Source organism: Microbacterium sp. Marseille-Q6648 (assembly GCF_943181415.1).
Classification (GTDB): domain Bacteria; phylum Actinomycetota; class Actinomycetes; order Actinomycetales; family Microbacteriaceae; genus Microbacterium.
The window spans coordinates 262,518-277,143 of sequence record NZ_CALPBZ010000003.1 but is presented as its reverse complement, the minus strand read 5'-3'; the positions used below and the strand labels follow the sequence as shown (position 1 = coordinate 277,143).

At 72.6% G+C, this 14,626-nt stretch carries 15 protein-coding genes and 1 riboswitch; of the genes, 8 read left to right on the top strand and 7 right to left on the bottom strand.

Annotated elements, in window-relative coordinates:
* Window positions 1–82: 82 nt before the first annotated feature.
* Window positions 83–1,285: an N-acetylglucosamine-6-phosphate deacetylase gene (locus NFR93_RS11475; protein WP_251453357.1), complete on the bottom strand. Its 1,203-nt coding sequence runs from the start codon at window positions 1,283–1,285 to the stop codon at window positions 83–85.
* A gap of 59 nt (window positions 1,286–1,344) precedes the next feature.
* Window positions 1,345–1,427, top strand: a riboswitch (ZMP/ZTP riboswitch).
* A gap of 89 nt (window positions 1,428–1,516) precedes the next feature.
* Here NFR93_RS11475 and glyA point away from each other — a divergent pair.
* Together glyA and NFR93_RS11465 are read left to right on the top strand one after the other, a co-directional pair.
* The gene (glyA, locus tag NFR93_RS11470; RefSeq protein WP_251453351.1) at window positions 1,517–2,791 is read left to right on the top strand and encodes a serine hydroxymethyltransferase; all 1,275 of its coding nucleotides are present in this window, start codon (window positions 1,517–1,519) and stop codon (window positions 2,789–2,791) included.
* Entirely contained in the window at window positions 2,788–3,681 is an 894-nt protein-coding gene (locus NFR93_RS11465; protein ID WP_251453345.1) for a bifunctional methylenetetrahydrofolate dehydrogenase/methenyltetrahydrofolate cyclohydrolase, read from the top strand. The genes glyA and NFR93_RS11465 overlap by 4 nt, the downstream gene beginning before the upstream one ends.
* 54 nt (window positions 3,682–3,735) lie before the next feature.
* On the opposite strand, the gene NFR93_RS11460 is transcribed toward NFR93_RS11465, so the two are convergent.
* The 5 genes from NFR93_RS11460 to paaI all read right to left on the bottom strand — a co-directional run bounded on the left by NFR93_RS11460 (window position 3,736) and on the right by paaI (window position 7,621).
* Window positions 3,736–4,470: an amino acid ABC transporter ATP-binding protein gene (locus NFR93_RS11460; protein ID WP_285814593.1), complete on the bottom strand. Its 735-nt coding sequence runs from the start codon at window positions 4,468–4,470 to the stop codon at window positions 3,736–3,738.
* The gene (locus tag NFR93_RS11455; RefSeq protein ID WP_251453341.1) at window positions 4,467–5,312 is read right to left on the bottom strand and encodes an amino acid ABC transporter permease; all 846 of its coding nucleotides are present in this window, start codon (window positions 5,310–5,312) and stop codon (window positions 4,467–4,469) included. Before NFR93_RS11455 ends, NFR93_RS11460 begins: the two co-directional genes overlap by 4 nt.
* 47 nt (window positions 5,313–5,359) lie before the next feature.
* Window positions 5,360–6,223, bottom strand: a complete 864-nt coding sequence (locus NFR93_RS11450) for an ABC transporter substrate-binding protein (protein WP_251453340.1) — start codon at window positions 6,221–6,223, stop codon at window positions 5,360–5,362.
* A 120-nt stretch (window positions 6,224–6,343) separates the two neighbouring features.
* The gene (locus NFR93_RS11445; protein ID WP_251453339.1) at window positions 6,344–7,141 is read right to left on the bottom strand and encodes a transglutaminase-like domain-containing protein; all 798 of its coding nucleotides are present in this window, start codon (window positions 7,139–7,141) and stop codon (window positions 6,344–6,346) included.
* Between the two features lie 57 nt (window positions 7,142–7,198).
* Complete coding sequence (gene paaI / locus NFR93_RS11440; RefSeq protein ID WP_251453338.1) at window positions 7,199–7,621, bottom strand: hydroxyphenylacetyl-CoA thioesterase PaaI; 423 nt, start codon at window positions 7,619–7,621, stop codon at window positions 7,199–7,201.
* A gap of 154 nt (window positions 7,622–7,775) precedes the next feature.
* Between paaI and paaZ the strand changes: the two genes are divergently transcribed.
* Window positions 7,776–9,893 carry a phenylacetic acid degradation bifunctional protein PaaZ gene (gene paaZ, locus NFR93_RS11435; protein WP_251453337.1) on the top strand — a complete coding sequence of 706 codons (2,118 nt, stop codon included), beginning with the start codon at window positions 7,776–7,778 and terminating at the stop codon, window positions 9,891–9,893.
* 145 nt (window positions 9,894–10,038) lie between these two features.
* On the opposite strand, the gene NFR93_RS11430 is transcribed toward paaZ, so the two are convergent.
* Window positions 10,039–10,680, bottom strand: a complete 642-nt coding sequence (locus NFR93_RS11430) for a TetR/AcrR family transcriptional regulator (RefSeq protein WP_251453336.1) — start codon at window positions 10,678–10,680, stop codon at window positions 10,039–10,041.
* A gap of 54 nt (window positions 10,681–10,734) precedes the next feature.
* On the opposite strand from NFR93_RS11430, the gene paaA reads away from it, so the two are divergent.
* The 5 genes from paaA to paaE all read left to right on the top strand — a co-directional run bounded on the left by paaA (window position 10,735) and on the right by paaE (window position 14,608).
* The gene (gene paaA / locus NFR93_RS11425; RefSeq protein WP_251453335.1) at window positions 10,735–11,745 is read left to right on the top strand and encodes a 1,2-phenylacetyl-CoA epoxidase subunit PaaA; all 1,011 of its coding nucleotides are present in this window, start codon (window positions 10,735–10,737) and stop codon (window positions 11,743–11,745) included.
* 74 nt (window positions 11,746–11,819) lie between these two features.
* Window positions 11,820–12,086, top strand: coding sequence for a 1,2-phenylacetyl-CoA epoxidase subunit PaaB (gene paaB / locus NFR93_RS11420; RefSeq protein WP_251453604.1), 267 nt, complete (start codon window positions 11,820–11,822; stop codon window positions 12,084–12,086).
* Between the two features lie 7 nt (window positions 12,087–12,093).
* A complete protein-coding gene (gene paaC, locus NFR93_RS11415) occupies window positions 12,094–12,918 on the top strand; it encodes a 1,2-phenylacetyl-CoA epoxidase subunit PaaC (protein WP_502846285.1) in 825 nt (274 codons plus the stop codon).
* Window positions 12,912–13,439, top strand: a complete 528-nt coding sequence (gene paaD / locus NFR93_RS11410) for a 1,2-phenylacetyl-CoA epoxidase subunit PaaD (RefSeq protein ID WP_251453334.1) — start codon at window positions 12,912–12,914, stop codon at window positions 13,437–13,439. The genes paaC and paaD overlap by 7 nt, the downstream gene beginning before the upstream one ends.
* Entirely contained in the window at window positions 13,439–14,608 is a 1,170-nt protein-coding gene (gene paaE, locus NFR93_RS11405; RefSeq protein WP_251453333.1) for a 1,2-phenylacetyl-CoA epoxidase subunit PaaE, read from the top strand. The genes paaD and paaE overlap by 1 nt, the downstream gene beginning before the upstream one ends.
* Window positions 14,609–14,626 lie beyond the last annotated feature (18 nt).

Sequence of the window (14,626 nt, the reverse complement as noted above, 5' to 3'; positions counted from 1 at the left end):
GTCCCCATCCATCGTGCGACCGTCCCATTGTGGGGCCTGGAACCCGGTTCCACCAGAGTGAATCCGCGTATCGGCTCCGGAGTCAGGTCCCGGCGCCGTCGCGCCGTGCCGCTGCCGCCGGTGCACCCGCGGCCGGAGCGCCCGAGACCCGTGCCCCCGCCAGCCACACGCCCACCACGCGCAGCCCGGCATCCAGGAGCACCGCGTCGGCGGGCGCTCCCGCCTCGAGGCGGCCGATGTCGGCGCGGCCGATCGCTTCGGCGGGCGTGCGAGTGAGGGCGGCGACGGCGGCGGCGAGGGGAACCCCGGCGCGGACAACGCCGCGAAGCGCGGCGTCGTGCGTGAGCGTCGAGCCGGCGATCGCACCGCCGTCGGCCAGCCGGGCGACCCCGGACGCGACCGTGACCGGAACTCCGCCGAGCTCGTACGCGCCGTCGCCCACTCCCGCGGCGGCCATCGCGTCGGTGACCAGGGCGATGCGCCCCGGGGCGGCGGCGAACAGCGTGGCAACCAGGTCGAGGTCCACGTGGGTGCCGTCGGCGATGACCTCGAGGACGACGCGACGGTCCCGCAGGGCCGCGACCACCGGCCCGGGGTCGCGGTGATGGATGCCGCGCATCGCGTTGAAGGAGTGGGTCAGCAGGCGCGCGCCCGCGTCGAAGGCGCGGCGGGTGAGGGCCGCATCGGCGTCGGTGTGCCCGATGCCCACCGTGATCCCCGCGGCGGCGAAGCGGCCGATGGCGGCGAACGCTCCGGGCAGCTCGGGCGCGAGGGTGACCTGTCGCATCGTCCCGCGCGCCGCGGTAATCAGCTGCTCGACGGCGGCCGCGTCGGGGGCCCGGAGGAGGGACGCGGTGTGCGCGCCGCGGTGGCCGGGATCGAGGAAGGGCCCCTCCAGATGCGAGCCCAGGATGCCGGGGTCGGCGGCCGCGGCAACCGCCACCGCCGCCACCCGCTCGACCAGCGCCGGAAGGCCCGCCGTGACGAGCGACAGCACGGCACGCGTCGTGCCGTGCGCGAGGTGGACGGCACGGGCCGCGCGTATCGCCGCCGGGCCGTCGTCGTACGAGAAGCCGCCGCCGCCGTGCCCGTGCAGGTCGACGAAGCCCGGCGTGAGGACGGCACCGTCGCCGGCCAGCACGGCGCCGTCGACGACGGCGTCGGCCGGCGGCCACGCATCGCCGGCACCCACGTGGGACACCCGGCCCTCGTCGAAGCGCACCCACGCATCCGCCGTCTCGCGCCCGTCATCGACGAGACGCACCGAGTGGATGACGAGGCTCACGCCGTCGAGGGTACAAGGGGTGCCCGACGAGGAGCGGTGGGGGCGGCATCCGTTATGCTCGACGGAGTCGCGACTGGCGTTGAGGTGGGCCACCACCGGGGAGCGACCGATACGGCATCGACCGCACGCCTGGGCCGGGGTCTCGATACACCGTTGCTTCGCAACGGCACTCGACCACCGGGTAGCGTCGCATCGCGACGGCACCCGACCCACCGGAAGGAAAGCAGCGTCATGACCGACCCGTACTTCAACGCCCCGCTCAGCGAGGTCGACCCCGAGATCGCCGAGGTGCTCGAGCGCGAGCTGAACCGCCAGCGCGGCTACCTCGAGATGATCGCCTCCGAGAACTTCGTGCCGGTCTCGATCCTGCAGTCGCAGGGGTCCGTGCTCACCAACAAGTACGCCGAGGGCTACCCCGGCCGCCGCTACTACGGCGGCTGCGAAGAGGTCGACGTCGCCGAGGAGCTCGCGATCAGTCGCGCCAAGGCGCTGTTCGGCTCGGAGTTCGCCAATGTGCAGCCCCACTCCGGTGCGTCGGCCAACGCCGCCGTGCTGCACGCGATCGCCCGCCCCGGCGACACGCTGCTCGGTCTCTCGCTCGACCAGGGCGGCCACCTCACGCACGGCATGAAGATCAACTTCTCGGGCCGGCTCTACAACATCGTCGCCTACGGCGTCGACCCCGAGACGAGCATCATCGACATGGCCGAGGTGCGCCGTCTCGCCGTCGAGCACAAGCCGAAGGTCATCATCGCCGGCTGGTCGGCCTACCCGCGTCAGCTCGACTTCGCCGCCTTCCGGGCGATCGCCGATGAGGTCGGCGCACTGCTGTGGGTCGACATGGCCCACTTCGCCGGGCTCGTCGCCGCGGGCCTGCACCCGTCGCCGATCCCGCACGCGCACGTCGTGTCGTCCACGGTGCACAAGACCATCGGCGGACCCCGCTCGGGCATCATCCTCACCAACGACGCCGACATCGCCAAGAAGATCAACTCCGCGGTGTTCCCGGGCCAGCAGGGCGGCCCGCTCATGCACGTCATCGCCGCGAAGGCGACCGCGTTCAAGCTGGCCGCGACGCCGGAGTTCCGCGAGCGTCAGGAGCGGGTGCTGCGCGGTGCGTCGATCATCGCCGAGCGCCTGTCGCAGCAGGACGTGACGGATGCCGGGATCACGGTCCGCTCGGGCGGCACCGATGTGCACCTCGTGCTCGTGGACCTGCGGGATGCCGCGATCGACGGCAAGCAGGCCGAGGATCTGCTGCACGAGATCCGCATCACGGTGAACCGCAACGCCGTCCCGAACGACCCCCGTCCCCCGATGGTGACGTCGGGCCTGCGCATCGGCACCCCGGCGCTGGCCACACGCGGATTCGGCGACGCCGAGTTCACCGAGGTCGCCGACGTGATCGCCCTCGCGCTGCAGCCCGGCGCCGACGTGGCCGCGCTCCGCGCCCGCGTCGAGGCGCTCACCGAGGCCTTCCCGCTCTACCCCGGCCTGCAGCAGTGACCGCCACCGTCCTCGACGGCAAGGCGGCGGCCGCCGCGATCAAGGACGAGCTGCGCGAGCGGGTCGCCGCGCTGACCGAGCGCGGGATCACGCCCGGCATCGCGACCGTGCTCGTGGGGGCCGACCCGGCCTCGCAGCTCTACGTGGGCATGAAGCACAAGCAGTCGGTGGCGATCGGGATGAACTCGATCCAGCGCGAGCTCCCGGCCGATGCCACGCAGGCCGAGGTCGACGCGCTGATCGACGAGCTCAACGCCGATCCCGCGTGCCATGGGTACATCGTCCAGCTGCCGCTGCCCAAGCACATCGACACCGACGCGGTGCTCGAGCGCATCGACCCGGCCAAGGACGCCGACGGACTGCATCCGACGAACCTCGGCCGTCTCGTGCTGAACGTCAACACCCCGATCGCCACGCCGCTGCCGTGCACCCCGCGGGGGGTCATCGAGCTGCTGCTGCGCAACGGCTACGACCTCGCCGGAAAGCACGTCGTGGTCGTCGGCCGCGGTGTCACGATCGGCCGCTCGATCGGGCTGCTGCTGACGCGGCGCGAGTACAACGCCACCGTGACCCTGACCCACACCGGCACGGCCGACCTGTCGCAGCATCTGCGGCAGGCGGACGTGATCGTCGCGGCCGCGGGCGTCAAGCACATCGTGCGCGCCGAGGACGTCAAGCCCGGCGCCGCCGTGCTGGATGTCGGCGTGACCCGCGAGGCCGACGCCGAGGGCGTCTCGCGGGTCTTCGGCGACGTCCATCCCGACGTCGCCGCAGTGGCCGGCTACCTGTCGCCCAACCCCGGCGGGGTGGGACCGATGACGGTGGCGCTGCTGATGACCAACGTCGTCGAGGCCGCCGAGCGCCAGGCCGCCGAGCGCCAGGCCGGCTGAGCCCCGCAGCGAGCGAGCGGATGCCGCGGCGTCACCGTCCGGCATCCGCTCGGCTCACGCGGTGAACCGCGCCAGGAACTCGCGCGTCCGCGCCTCGCGGGCGGCGCCGAAGATCTGCGCGGGGGGTCCCTGCTCGACGATGCGCCCGCCGTCGAGGAAGACCACCCGATCGGCCACGTCACGGGCGAAGGCCATCTCGTGCGTGGCCATGAGGATCGTGGTGCCGTCCGCCGCCAGCTGACGCACGAGCTCGAGCACCTCGGTGACCAGCTCGGGGTCCAGGGCCGAGGTGATCTCATCGAGCAGCAGCACCTCGGGGTCGGTGGCGATGGCTCGGGCGATCGCGACGCGCTGCTGCTGCCCCCCGGAGAGGCGGTCGGGGTGCTCCCGTGCCTTGTCGGCGAGGCCGACGCGCTGCAGCAGTTCCCGCCCGCGATCTTCGGCGGCGGCCCGCGGCACGCGATGCACCACGCGCGAGGCGAGGGTGACGTTGTCGAGCACCGACAGGTGCGGGAACAGGTTGAAATGCTGGAACACCGCGCCGAAGCGGGCCCGCACGCGGTTGGCGTTCACGCGCGGGTCGGAGATGTCTTCGCCGCCGAGCTCGATGAGGCCGTCGTCGATCGGCTCGAGCAGGCCCAGGCAGCGCAGCAGCGTCGATTTGCCCGATCCGCTCGCACCGATCAGGGCGACCACGTCGTGCGCCGCGAGGTCGACGTCGACGCCGCGCAGCACTTCGCGCTCGCCGAACGACTTCCACAGTCCCGTGGCCCGCAGCAGCGTCGTCACAGCACCGATCCCGTCTGCTCGCGCTCTCGCAGCCGCGCGGTGTACCAATCGGTCAGGCGGATGGTGGGGATGGCCAGCAGCACGAAGAGGATGCCGGCGACCACGTACGGCGTGAAGTTGTAGGACTGCGACGCCTCGATCTGGGCGCCCCGCACGGCGTCGACCGCGCCGAGGATCGAGATGAGGCCGACGTCCTTCTGCATCGAGATGAAGTCGTTCATCAGGGGCGGTGTCATCTTGCGCAGCGCCTGGGGTAGCACGACGCGGCGCAGCGACTGCGCGTAGCCGAGGCCCAGGGCCCGGGCGGCGAGACGCTGCGACGGGTGCACCGACTCGATCCCCGCGCGGATCACCTCCGCCACGTACGCCGAGTAGGTCAGCGTCACCGCGATCACGCCGAGCACGATCGGCAGGATGCGCTCGCCGAGGATGGTCGGCAGGCCGAAGCCGATGAGGAAGAGCACGATGATGAACGGCACACCGCGGAACAGGTCGGTGTATGCCGCGGCGAGCATCCGCAGGGGGAAGAACACCGGCCCGCGGAGGGTTCGCGCCAGTGCCACGGCCGTCGCCGTCACCCCCACCGTGATCACGGAGAGGGCGAGCACCTGGAGGTTCAGCAGGAATCCCTCCCACACGCGCGGCAGGGATTCCCACGCCACCTGCGGGTCGAAGAAGGACTGCTGCACCGCTGCCCAGCCGGGCGTGCTGAGCACCGTCACCCACACCACCACCGCGAACGCGAGGGTGGATGCGACCGCGATGAGCACCGAGCGCAGCTCCTGGCGGCGCCGGAACGCGCGCCGCTCGAGTTCGAGCGCGCTGGGCTGATGCGAGGTCACGGAACGACGTTACGCGAGCTCGGCGCCGCCATCGGCACGGACGCGGCTCACTGAAGCAGCGTCACGCCCTGGCCGGAGCCGAGCCACTCGTCGGTGATCTCCTCGAGCGTGCCGTCCTCGCGCAGCGCGTCGACGGCGGCGGTGACGTCCTCGGTGAGGGGGGAGTCCTTCGGCAGCAGCAGGCCCCACTCGTCGGGCACGCCCGCGGCGGGCAGCTCGCCGACGATGAAGGAGTCCTCGATGTAGACCCCGGTGGCGTAGTAGGCGGTCGGCAGGTCGAGCACGATCGCGTCGATCTGGTCGGCGATCAGGGCCGCGACGGCATCCTCGTTGGAGTTGTACAGCTGCGGCGCGGTGGTCGGCTGCACGGCCTCGTCGATCGTGGTCGCGCTGGTCGATCCGGCCATGGCGCCCAGGACCAGATCCTTCAGCCCCGCGATGTCGTCGACGTCGTCGGCCGCGCCGCCTTCGATCGCGACGACCGCCTGGCTGGCGGAGTAGTACGGCGATGAGAAGTCGACCGCCTGCTTGCGCTCGTCCGTGATGGTGTACTGCTGGATGTTGATGTCGAAGTTCTTCGGGCCCGGCGCGATGGCGGCCTCGAAGCTGGTGCGCACCCACTCGACGTCCTCGGCGGCGAACCCGAGCTCCTCGGCGACGGCGTAGGCCACGGCAGCTTCGAACCCCTCGCCGCTGGCGGGGTCGTCGTCGATCACGTACGGGAAGTAGGCGGTCTCGCCGGTGGCGATCGTCAGCTTGCCGGGGGTGACGTAGGCGTCCTCGGAGATCTCGGTGTCGTCGGCCTCGCCGCCGTCGGCGGGGGCGGTGTCGCCCGAAGCGCAGCCGGTGAGCGCGAGGGCGGTGACGGCGATGCCGACGAGAGCGGCGCGGAGCGCGGGACGGCGCGACATGTGATCCTCCTGGGGTGGGGTGCCCTGCCCCGGGGTGCGGGCGGCGGCACGCGTTCCATTCTCCCTGCCCGGCGGGGCGGGAAGGCGGCCCGGAGTCGGACTGTTACGCCCGTGCGACGGTCACCGCAGGCGGACGAGGTGGTCCAGGTCGTCGCCCGGCAGCACGTCCGCGGTGGCCGACACGGTCATGTCGACGAGATCGGCGCGGCCGGCCGAGATCGTCAGGAACGCCGTGTCCGCGGCATCCCGTCCCGTCGCGATGCGCACGAGCGTCGAGCGCGGGGCGAGCGTGGTGGCGTCCACGACGTGCCAGCCGCCGTCGACCCACGCCTCGGCGACGGCGTGGAAGTCCATCGGGTGCAGGCCCGGCGCATAGACCGACACGAGCCGCGCGGGGACGTTGAGTCCCCGCAGCAGCGCGACGCACAGGTGCGCGTAGTCCCGGCACACGCCCCGTCGCGCCAGCAGCGTGCGCGCGGCCCCGTCGGTGGGCAGGGATGAGCCGGGGACGTAGGCCAGCCGCGTGCCGACCCAGCTCGAGACCGCGGTCAGCAGCTGCGACGGGTCGTCGATGCCGGCGAACTCGGCGGATGCCGTGGGTGCCAGTGCGTCGGATTCCGCGTATCGGCTGGGCCGGGTGTAGACGAGCCGCTCGATGTCGTCGGCGGTGGCCTCCTGTCCCGTTCCGGCGATCGCGGCGGAGTACTCGACGACGAACTCGCCGACGCCGGGGCGCATCCGGTGCACGCGGGTGCCGTGCGCGTCGCGCAGCTCGACCACCTCGACCGGTGCCCCGTCGAGCGTCGCGGTGAGCGACTCCGACGCCGGAGCGTGGTGCGACGACACCGCGATGGCGAACGCGAGGTCGGCCGGCTCGGTGACGGTCAGTGCGATGCGGCTCGAGACGTCCCTGTGCATCGGGCAAGCATGACAGACCCGTGTGTCGGCGTCGTGACCGCCCCGTCACCGCCCGGTTCACTCCGGGGGCAGTACCCCCCGGGTCGTACGGCTGCGGCCGCGCAGCTCGGCCACGACGCGTCCGTCCTCGGCGCTCACCCGCACGTCGTACAGTCCCGAGCGGCCACCCCGGGCCCGGCGCTCGGCGACGGCTTCGAGCTCGTCGCCCTCGCGGGCGGGGGAGAGGAACGCGATGTCGGCGCCGGCGGCCAGGGTCACGGCATCCGTCTCGTTGCACGCCAGGGCGAAGGCGGTGTCGGCGAGGGCGAACACCATGCCGCCGTGGGCGACGGCGAAGCCGTTGAGCATGTCGGGCCGCACGCGCATGCGCACGACCGCGCGGCCGGGCTCGGCGCTGACCACCCGCATGCCCAGGGCGTTCGAGGCCGCGTCGCCGGCGATCATCCGACGGGTGTGCTCGGTGGCGAAGGCGTCGTCCATGGCCCTCCTCGGCGGCATCGCGCGGCGTCGAGCGCGGCGTTGAGTGCGGCGTCGCGCTATGCGAACATGGTGCCGAACGAACGTTCAGTAAGTCAACGTTCAGTTAGTCGAAGTGCGCCGGCACGGTCGCCGTCGCGCCGGAGGGAACCCCGCGATGACGCTCTTCCAGGACACCGATCGACCCATGCAGACAGCCGACGCCCCCCTCGTCGCGAGCTATGTCGCGGGGCGATGGTGGACGCCGGACGACCAGGCCGCGACCGATGGCAGCGGGCGCGGGGGCGGGACGGTGCTCGCCGACGCTGCGACCGGCGCGCCGGTGGCCCGGGTCGGCGCGGCGCCCGACGTCGCCGCCGCGGTCGATCACGCTCGATCGACCGGCCACGCCGCCCTTGCGGGCCTGCCCTTCCATCGCCGGGCGCTCATCCTCAAGGGACTGGCGCAAGCGCTGACAGCGGCCAAGGACGACCTCTACTCCCTGAGCGCGGCGACCGGCGCCACCCCGCGCGACTCGATGATCGACATCGACGGCGGCATCGGCGTGCTGTTCACCTACGGGTCCAAGGGCCGACGCGAGCTGCCGAACACGACGACCCTCATCGACGGCGCCCACGAGAACCTCTCGCGGGACGGCTCCTTCGGCGGGCGCCACCTGTGGCGGTCGCTGCCGGGAGTGGCGTTCCAGGTCAACGCCTTCAACTTCCCGGTGTGGGGCATGCTCGAGAAGTTCGCCCCCGCCTTCCTCGCCGGCGTGCCCTCGATCGTCAAGCCCGCGACCCCGACCGCCGAGCTCACCGAGGCCGCGGTGCGGGTCATGATCGGCTCCGGCCTCCTTCCCGATGGCGCGCTGCAGCTGATCGTGGGATCGGCGCGGGGGTTCCTCCAGCACCTCGACCTGCGAGACGCCGTCGGCTTCACCGGTTCGGCCGATACGGGACGGATGCTGCGACGCGACGACGCCGTCATCGTGCGCGGCGTGGAGCTGACCTGCGAGGCGGACTCGGTCAACGCCGCAGTCCTCGGGCCCGACGCGGTCGGCGGCACCGCCGAGTTCGACGCGTTCGTGGCGTCCGTCGTGACCGAGATGACGGCCAAGGCGGGCCAGAAGTGCACCGCGATCCGGCGGGTGATCGTGCCGGCATCCGTTCTGGACGACGTCGTCGAGGCGGTGCGCGCGCGCATCGAGGCGAAGGTCGTCCTCGGCGACCCGCGCGCCGAGGGGGTCACGATGGGTCCGCTCGTCTCGGTCGCCCAGCGCGACGAGGTGCGCGCGCGCGTCGGCGAGCTCGTCGCCGCCGGCGGCGAGATCGTCGTCGGCTCGCTCGACGACCCGGAGGTCCTGGGCGTGGACGGCGTGCGCCGTGTGAAGGCGGAGGGGGCGTTCCTGGCCCCGGTGCTGCTGCGCTTCGCCGATGCCGACACGCCCGCTGTCCACGAGGTGGAGGCGTTCGGGCCGGTCGCCTCGATCCTCGGGTACCGCGACGTCGCGGACGCGGTGCGCCTGGCCAACCTGGGCGGCGGGTCGCTCGTAGCGACGGTGTGCTCGGCCGACCCGGCCTTCGTGGCTGAGGCGGTCAAGGGGATCTCCCCGTGGCACGGCCGGGTCCTCGTGCTCGACGGCTCGGTCGCCCGTTCGTCCACCGGTCACGGTTCGCCGGTGCCGCACCTCGTGCACGGCGGCCCCGGGCGCGCCGGCGGCGGCACCGAGCTCGGCGGCATCCGATCGGTCCTCCACTTCATGAGGCGGACGGCGCTGCAGGGATCGCCCGACACCCTCACGCGCGCCACGGGGGAGTGGCACGCCGGCGCGACGGCGACCGACGGCGTCCACCCCTTCCGCAAGCCGCTCTCGCAGCTGCGGGTCGGCGACCGGTTCGCTTCCGCGCCGCGGCAGGTGACGCTGGACGACATCGAGCACTTCGCGTCGTTCACCGGCGACACCTTCTATGCGCATATGGACGAGGACGCCGCGGCCGCCAACCCCTTCTTCCCGGGGCGCGTGGCGCACGGATACCTGCTGGTGTCGTTCGCGGCGGGCCTGTTCGTCGACCCCGACCCGGGTCCGGTGCTGGCCAACTACGGCCTCGAGAACCTGCGGTTCGTCACGCCCGTTTCGCCCGGCGACGAGGTGCGGGTGACCCTCACGGCCAAGGCGATCTCGCCGCGCGAGAGCGAGGAGTACGGCGAAGTGCGGTGGGACGCCGTGCTGCTGAACCAGCGCGACGAGACGGTCGCGACCTACGACGTCCTGACGCTGGTCGCGAAGTCCTGACCCCGCCGGCGTGGGTCCGCGAGAGTACAACTGACGGCCGAGCGCGCGGGGGCCACCCGACCCCTCGTCCGCCAGACGTACTCTCGCGGGCGGAGGCGGCGCGGCGGGGCGGAGACGGCGCCGGCGGGGCGGCCGGCGGGGGCGGTCAGCGGGAGCGCAGGCCGTCGAGCGCGACCGAGACCGTCGCGTCGGCGAGCGCGCGGGCGTCGAGCGGGCCTCCCGGGCGATACCACTCCACGATCGAGTTGATCATGCCGAACAGCAGGCGCGACGTGGTCCCCGGATCGAGATCGGCCCGCAGCGACCCCTCGGCCTGCGCGGCTTCGACGAGCGCCGTCACCGCGCGGTCGATGTCGTGCCGGCGGCGCAGCGCCGTGCGCTCGATGTCGGTGTTCCCCCGCACCCGCAGCAGCAGCGTCACCGAGGGGAGCTCGTCCACGAGGACGCCGACGGCGCCGCGCAGCACGAACGCCAGCCGGTCCGCGGCCGTGCCTCCGGCATCCGTCGCCTGCTCGAGCACCGATTCCAGCCGGTCGAGGGCGCGATCGAGCGCTCGGGCGAGCAGCTCCTCCTTGCCGCTGACGTGGTAGTACAGCGCGGACTTGCTGGTGCCGAGGCGCTCGGCCAGCGCGCTGATCGAGGTCGCCTCGTATCCGCGCTCGTTGAAGAGGGCGACGGCAACGTCGAGGACGGCGTCGAGGTCGTAGGCGGGTCGGTCGAGGCGTCCGTTCCCCCGGCGGAAGGATGCCGCGGGCCGCACGTCTGATGTCGTCGGGTTGTCGCCCATGGCACCAGAGAGTATCATTACTGAACGACCGGTAAGTAGCGCGAGGAGGCGCCGATGAAGCGGCTGACCGAGACCGACGCCGAGCGCGTCGTCGACGCGGATGCCGTCGCGGCCGGCCAGGCCCGCTTCGACGCGATCATCGCCGCCGACGACAAGATCGAGCCGGCTGACTGGATGCCCGAGGCCTACCGGCGCACGCTGGTGCGGCAGATCTCGCAGCACGCGCACTCCGAGATCATCGGCATGCAGCCCGAGGGCAACTGGATCACCCGCGCGCCGAGCCTGCAGCGGAAGGCCATTCTGATGGCGAAGGTGCAGGACGAGGCGGGTCACGGTCTGTACCTGTACTCGGCGGCGCAGACGCTCGGAACCCCGCGCGAGGAGATGTACGACCAGCTCCTGACCGGGCGGGCGAAGTACTCCTCGATCTTCAACTACCTCACCCCGTCGTGGGCCGACATGGGCTCCATCGGCTGGCTCGTCGACGGTGCCGCGATCTGCAACCAGGTGCCGCTGTGCCGGGCGTCGTACGGGCCGTACGCGCGCGCGATGGTGCGCATCTGCAAAGAGGAGTCGTTCCACCAGCGGCAGGGCTTCGAGATCCTGCTGACCCTCATGCGCGGGACCGAGGCGCAGCGCGAGATGGCGCAGGAGTCGGTGAACCGCTGGTACGCCCCCGCCCTCATGATGTTCGGCCCGCCCGACGACGCCTCGCCCAACTCCGCGCAGTCGATGGCGTGGAACATCAAGCGCTTCAGCAACGACGAGCTTCGGCAGCGGTTCGTCGACATGATCGTCCCGCAGGCCGAGATCCTCGGCGTGACGCTCCCCGACCCCGACCTGCGCTGGAACGACGAGCGCGGGCACTGGGACTACGGAGACCTCGACTGGGACGAGTTCCGGGCGGTGCTGGCAGGGAACGGCCAGGCCAACGCCACGAGGCTGGCCACGCGTCGGCAGGCGCATGACGACGGCGCCTGGGTGCGCGAGGCGGCCCGAGCCTACGCCGACCGCGTCGCGGCTGAGCGCGTCGCGGCCGAGACGATCGAGGCGGTGGCGTCGTGAGCGCGGCGAACACCCCGGACCCCGAGCGAGCCCAGCGAGACGAGGCGGCGAGCGGGAACGGCGAGACGTGGCCCCTGTGGGAGGTGTTCGTGCGCTCGGCGCGCGGCCTCTCACACGTCCATGCCGGCTCTCTCCACGCTCCCGACGCGCAGCTGGCCCTCCACAACGCCCGCGACCTCTATACGCGCCGCGGCGAGGGGGTCTCGGTGTGGGTCGTCCCGTCGGCGGCCATCGCGGCCAGCGATCCCGACGCCCGGGGGGCGTGGTTCGAGTCCCCGCAGGGCAAGGACTACCGCTATCCCACCGCCTACCGCGCGTCCGCCGACGTGCCGCACCTGTGAGGCTGCGATGACCACCGACCGTCTGACGATGCTGCGACCGGATGCCGCGGCATCCGGCCCCGCCTCGGGTGTCGCATCCGCCGAGGTGGCCGCCTACGCGCTCGGGCTGGGCGACGACGCGCTCATGCTGGCCCAGCGACTGGGGGAGTGGATCGCCCACGCCCCCGAGCTCGAAGAGGACGTCGCCCTCGGCAACATCGGCCTCGATCTGCTCGGGCACGCCCGCGCGCTGCTGAGCTACGCCGGGTCGGCGTGGGGCAGGAGCGAGGACGATCTGGCGTTCTTCCGGGACGAGCCGCAGTTCCGAAGCCGCTGGCTGTTCGAGCTTCCGAACGCCGCCACCGGCGGACGCGACTTCGCATTCACCATCGCGCGGCTGACTGTCGCATCCGTGTGGTTCGGCGCTCTGTACCGTCGCCTCGCCACGTCGCGGGACGAGACGCTGGCGGCGATCGCGGCCAAGGCCGTGAAAGAGGTGGCGTATCACGCCGAGCATGCGACGCTGTGGATGCTGCGGCTCGGTCTCGGCACCGATGAGTCGCACCGGCGCCTCGCGGGCGCGGTCGATGACCTGTGGCCGTACGTCGGCGAGCTCTTCGCGCCCGATCCCGCCGCCGACGCGGCGGCGGAGGGCGTCGCGGTGCGGCCCGAGGATCTCCGCGACGAGGTGATGAGCACGCTCGTCGCCGTCATCGAGGACGCGGGACTCATGGTGCCCGCCTCGCCGTTCCTGCGCGGCGGCGGTCGCGAGGGCGTGCACTCGGAATCCTTTGGGCGACTGATCGGCGAGATGCAGGTGCTCGCGCGCGCACATCCGGGGGCGACATGGTGACCACGACCTCGCCCGACCGCGTCGCGCGCCCGAGACCTGCCGAGCCCGAGCTCGGCGCGCTGTGGGATGCCGCCGCGGCCGTCACCGACCCCGAGCTGCCCGTCCTGACGATCGCCGACCTCGGGATGCTCCGTGGTGTGCGGATCGAGGACGACGGCACCGCGGTCGTCCAGCTCACCCCGACGTACTCGGGGTGCCCGGCCGTCGAGGCCCTGCGGGCCGACATCGTCGCGGCGCTCGCCGCGGTCGGCCGCCCCGCCCGGGTCGAGGTCGTCCTCGCGCCCGCCTGGACCACGGACTGGATGAGCGACGCCGGCCGCGCCAAACTCGAGGCCTACGGCATCGCGCCCCCGCGACCACGGGCGAGCGACGGTCCCGTCGCCCTCGGGCTCGGGGTGCGGTGCCCCCGCTGCCGGTCGCTGCACACGCGCGAGCTGTCGCGCTTCGGCTCGACCTCGTGCAAGGCGCTGTGGCAGTGCCAGGCGTGCGGCGAGCCCTTCGACCGGTTCAAGGAGCTGTGATGGCCTCGCGCGCCTCCGCTGCATCGGTCGCTCCGGTGACGGGTCCGGTTCCGCCCGATGTCGTCGCCCGAGCGGATGCCGCCCCCCGCCGCCGCGCTGCCTTCCACGCGCTGACCGTGACCGCCGTCCGCCCGCTGACCGCCGATGCGATCGAGATCGGCCTGGATGTCCCGCCGGAGCTCGCGGACGCCTTCGCGTACGAACCCGGTCAGCACGTCGCCATTCGCGCGCGCATCGACGGGGAGGAGTTGCGGCGCAGCTACTCCATCTGCCGCGCACCCGCGCCGGGGCGACTGACCGTCGCCGTCAAGCGCGAAGAGGGCGGGGCGTTCTCGACCTGGGCGGTGCGGCACCTGGCGCCCGGTGACGTGCTCGAGGTGATGAGTCCCGACGGGCACTTCACCCCGCACGGCACCTACGACCGCCCCGCGCGGTTCGCCGCGATCGCGGCCGGCTCGGGCATCACCCCGATGGTGGCCCTCATCGAGCACCGGCTGCGCGAGAGGCCGGGCGACACATTCGACCTGGTCTACTCCAACCGGACCGCGGCCGACGCGATGTTCCTCGACGACCTCGCCGACCTGAAAGACCGCTTCCCGGCCCGGCTCGGGCTCCACCACGTCCTGACCCGCGAGAGCCGGCCCGCCGAGCTGCTGTCCGGCCGCCTCGACGAGGCGCGTCTGGAGGCGCTGCTCACCCGGGTCATCGGGTTCGAGTACATCGACGAGTGGTTCCTGTGCGGACCCCTCGAGCTCGTCGATCGTGCGCGCGCGGTGCTGCTGCGTCTCGGTGTCGACATCTCGGCGATCCGCGTCGAGCTCTTCTCGACCGGTCGCCCGCACGGCGCGGCGGCTGCCCCACCCCCGGCATCCACGCCCGATGAGCCGATGCGCAAGATCGCGTTCCGCCTGGACGGCACGACCGGAACGGTCACCACCCCGGTGGGTGCGGGAGAGACGGTGCTCGCGGCCACGCTCCGTACGCGCGGCGACGTGCCGTTCGCGTGCGCCGACGGCGTGTGCGGAACGTGTCGGGCGGTGCTGCGATGCGGGACGGTCGAGATGGCGCAGAACTACGCGCTCGAACCCGAGGAGCTCGCGCGCGGGATGATCCTCACCTGTCAGGCGGTGCCGACGAGCGACGCCGTCGAGGTCGACTGGGACGCCTGATGCGGCATCCCCGGAGCC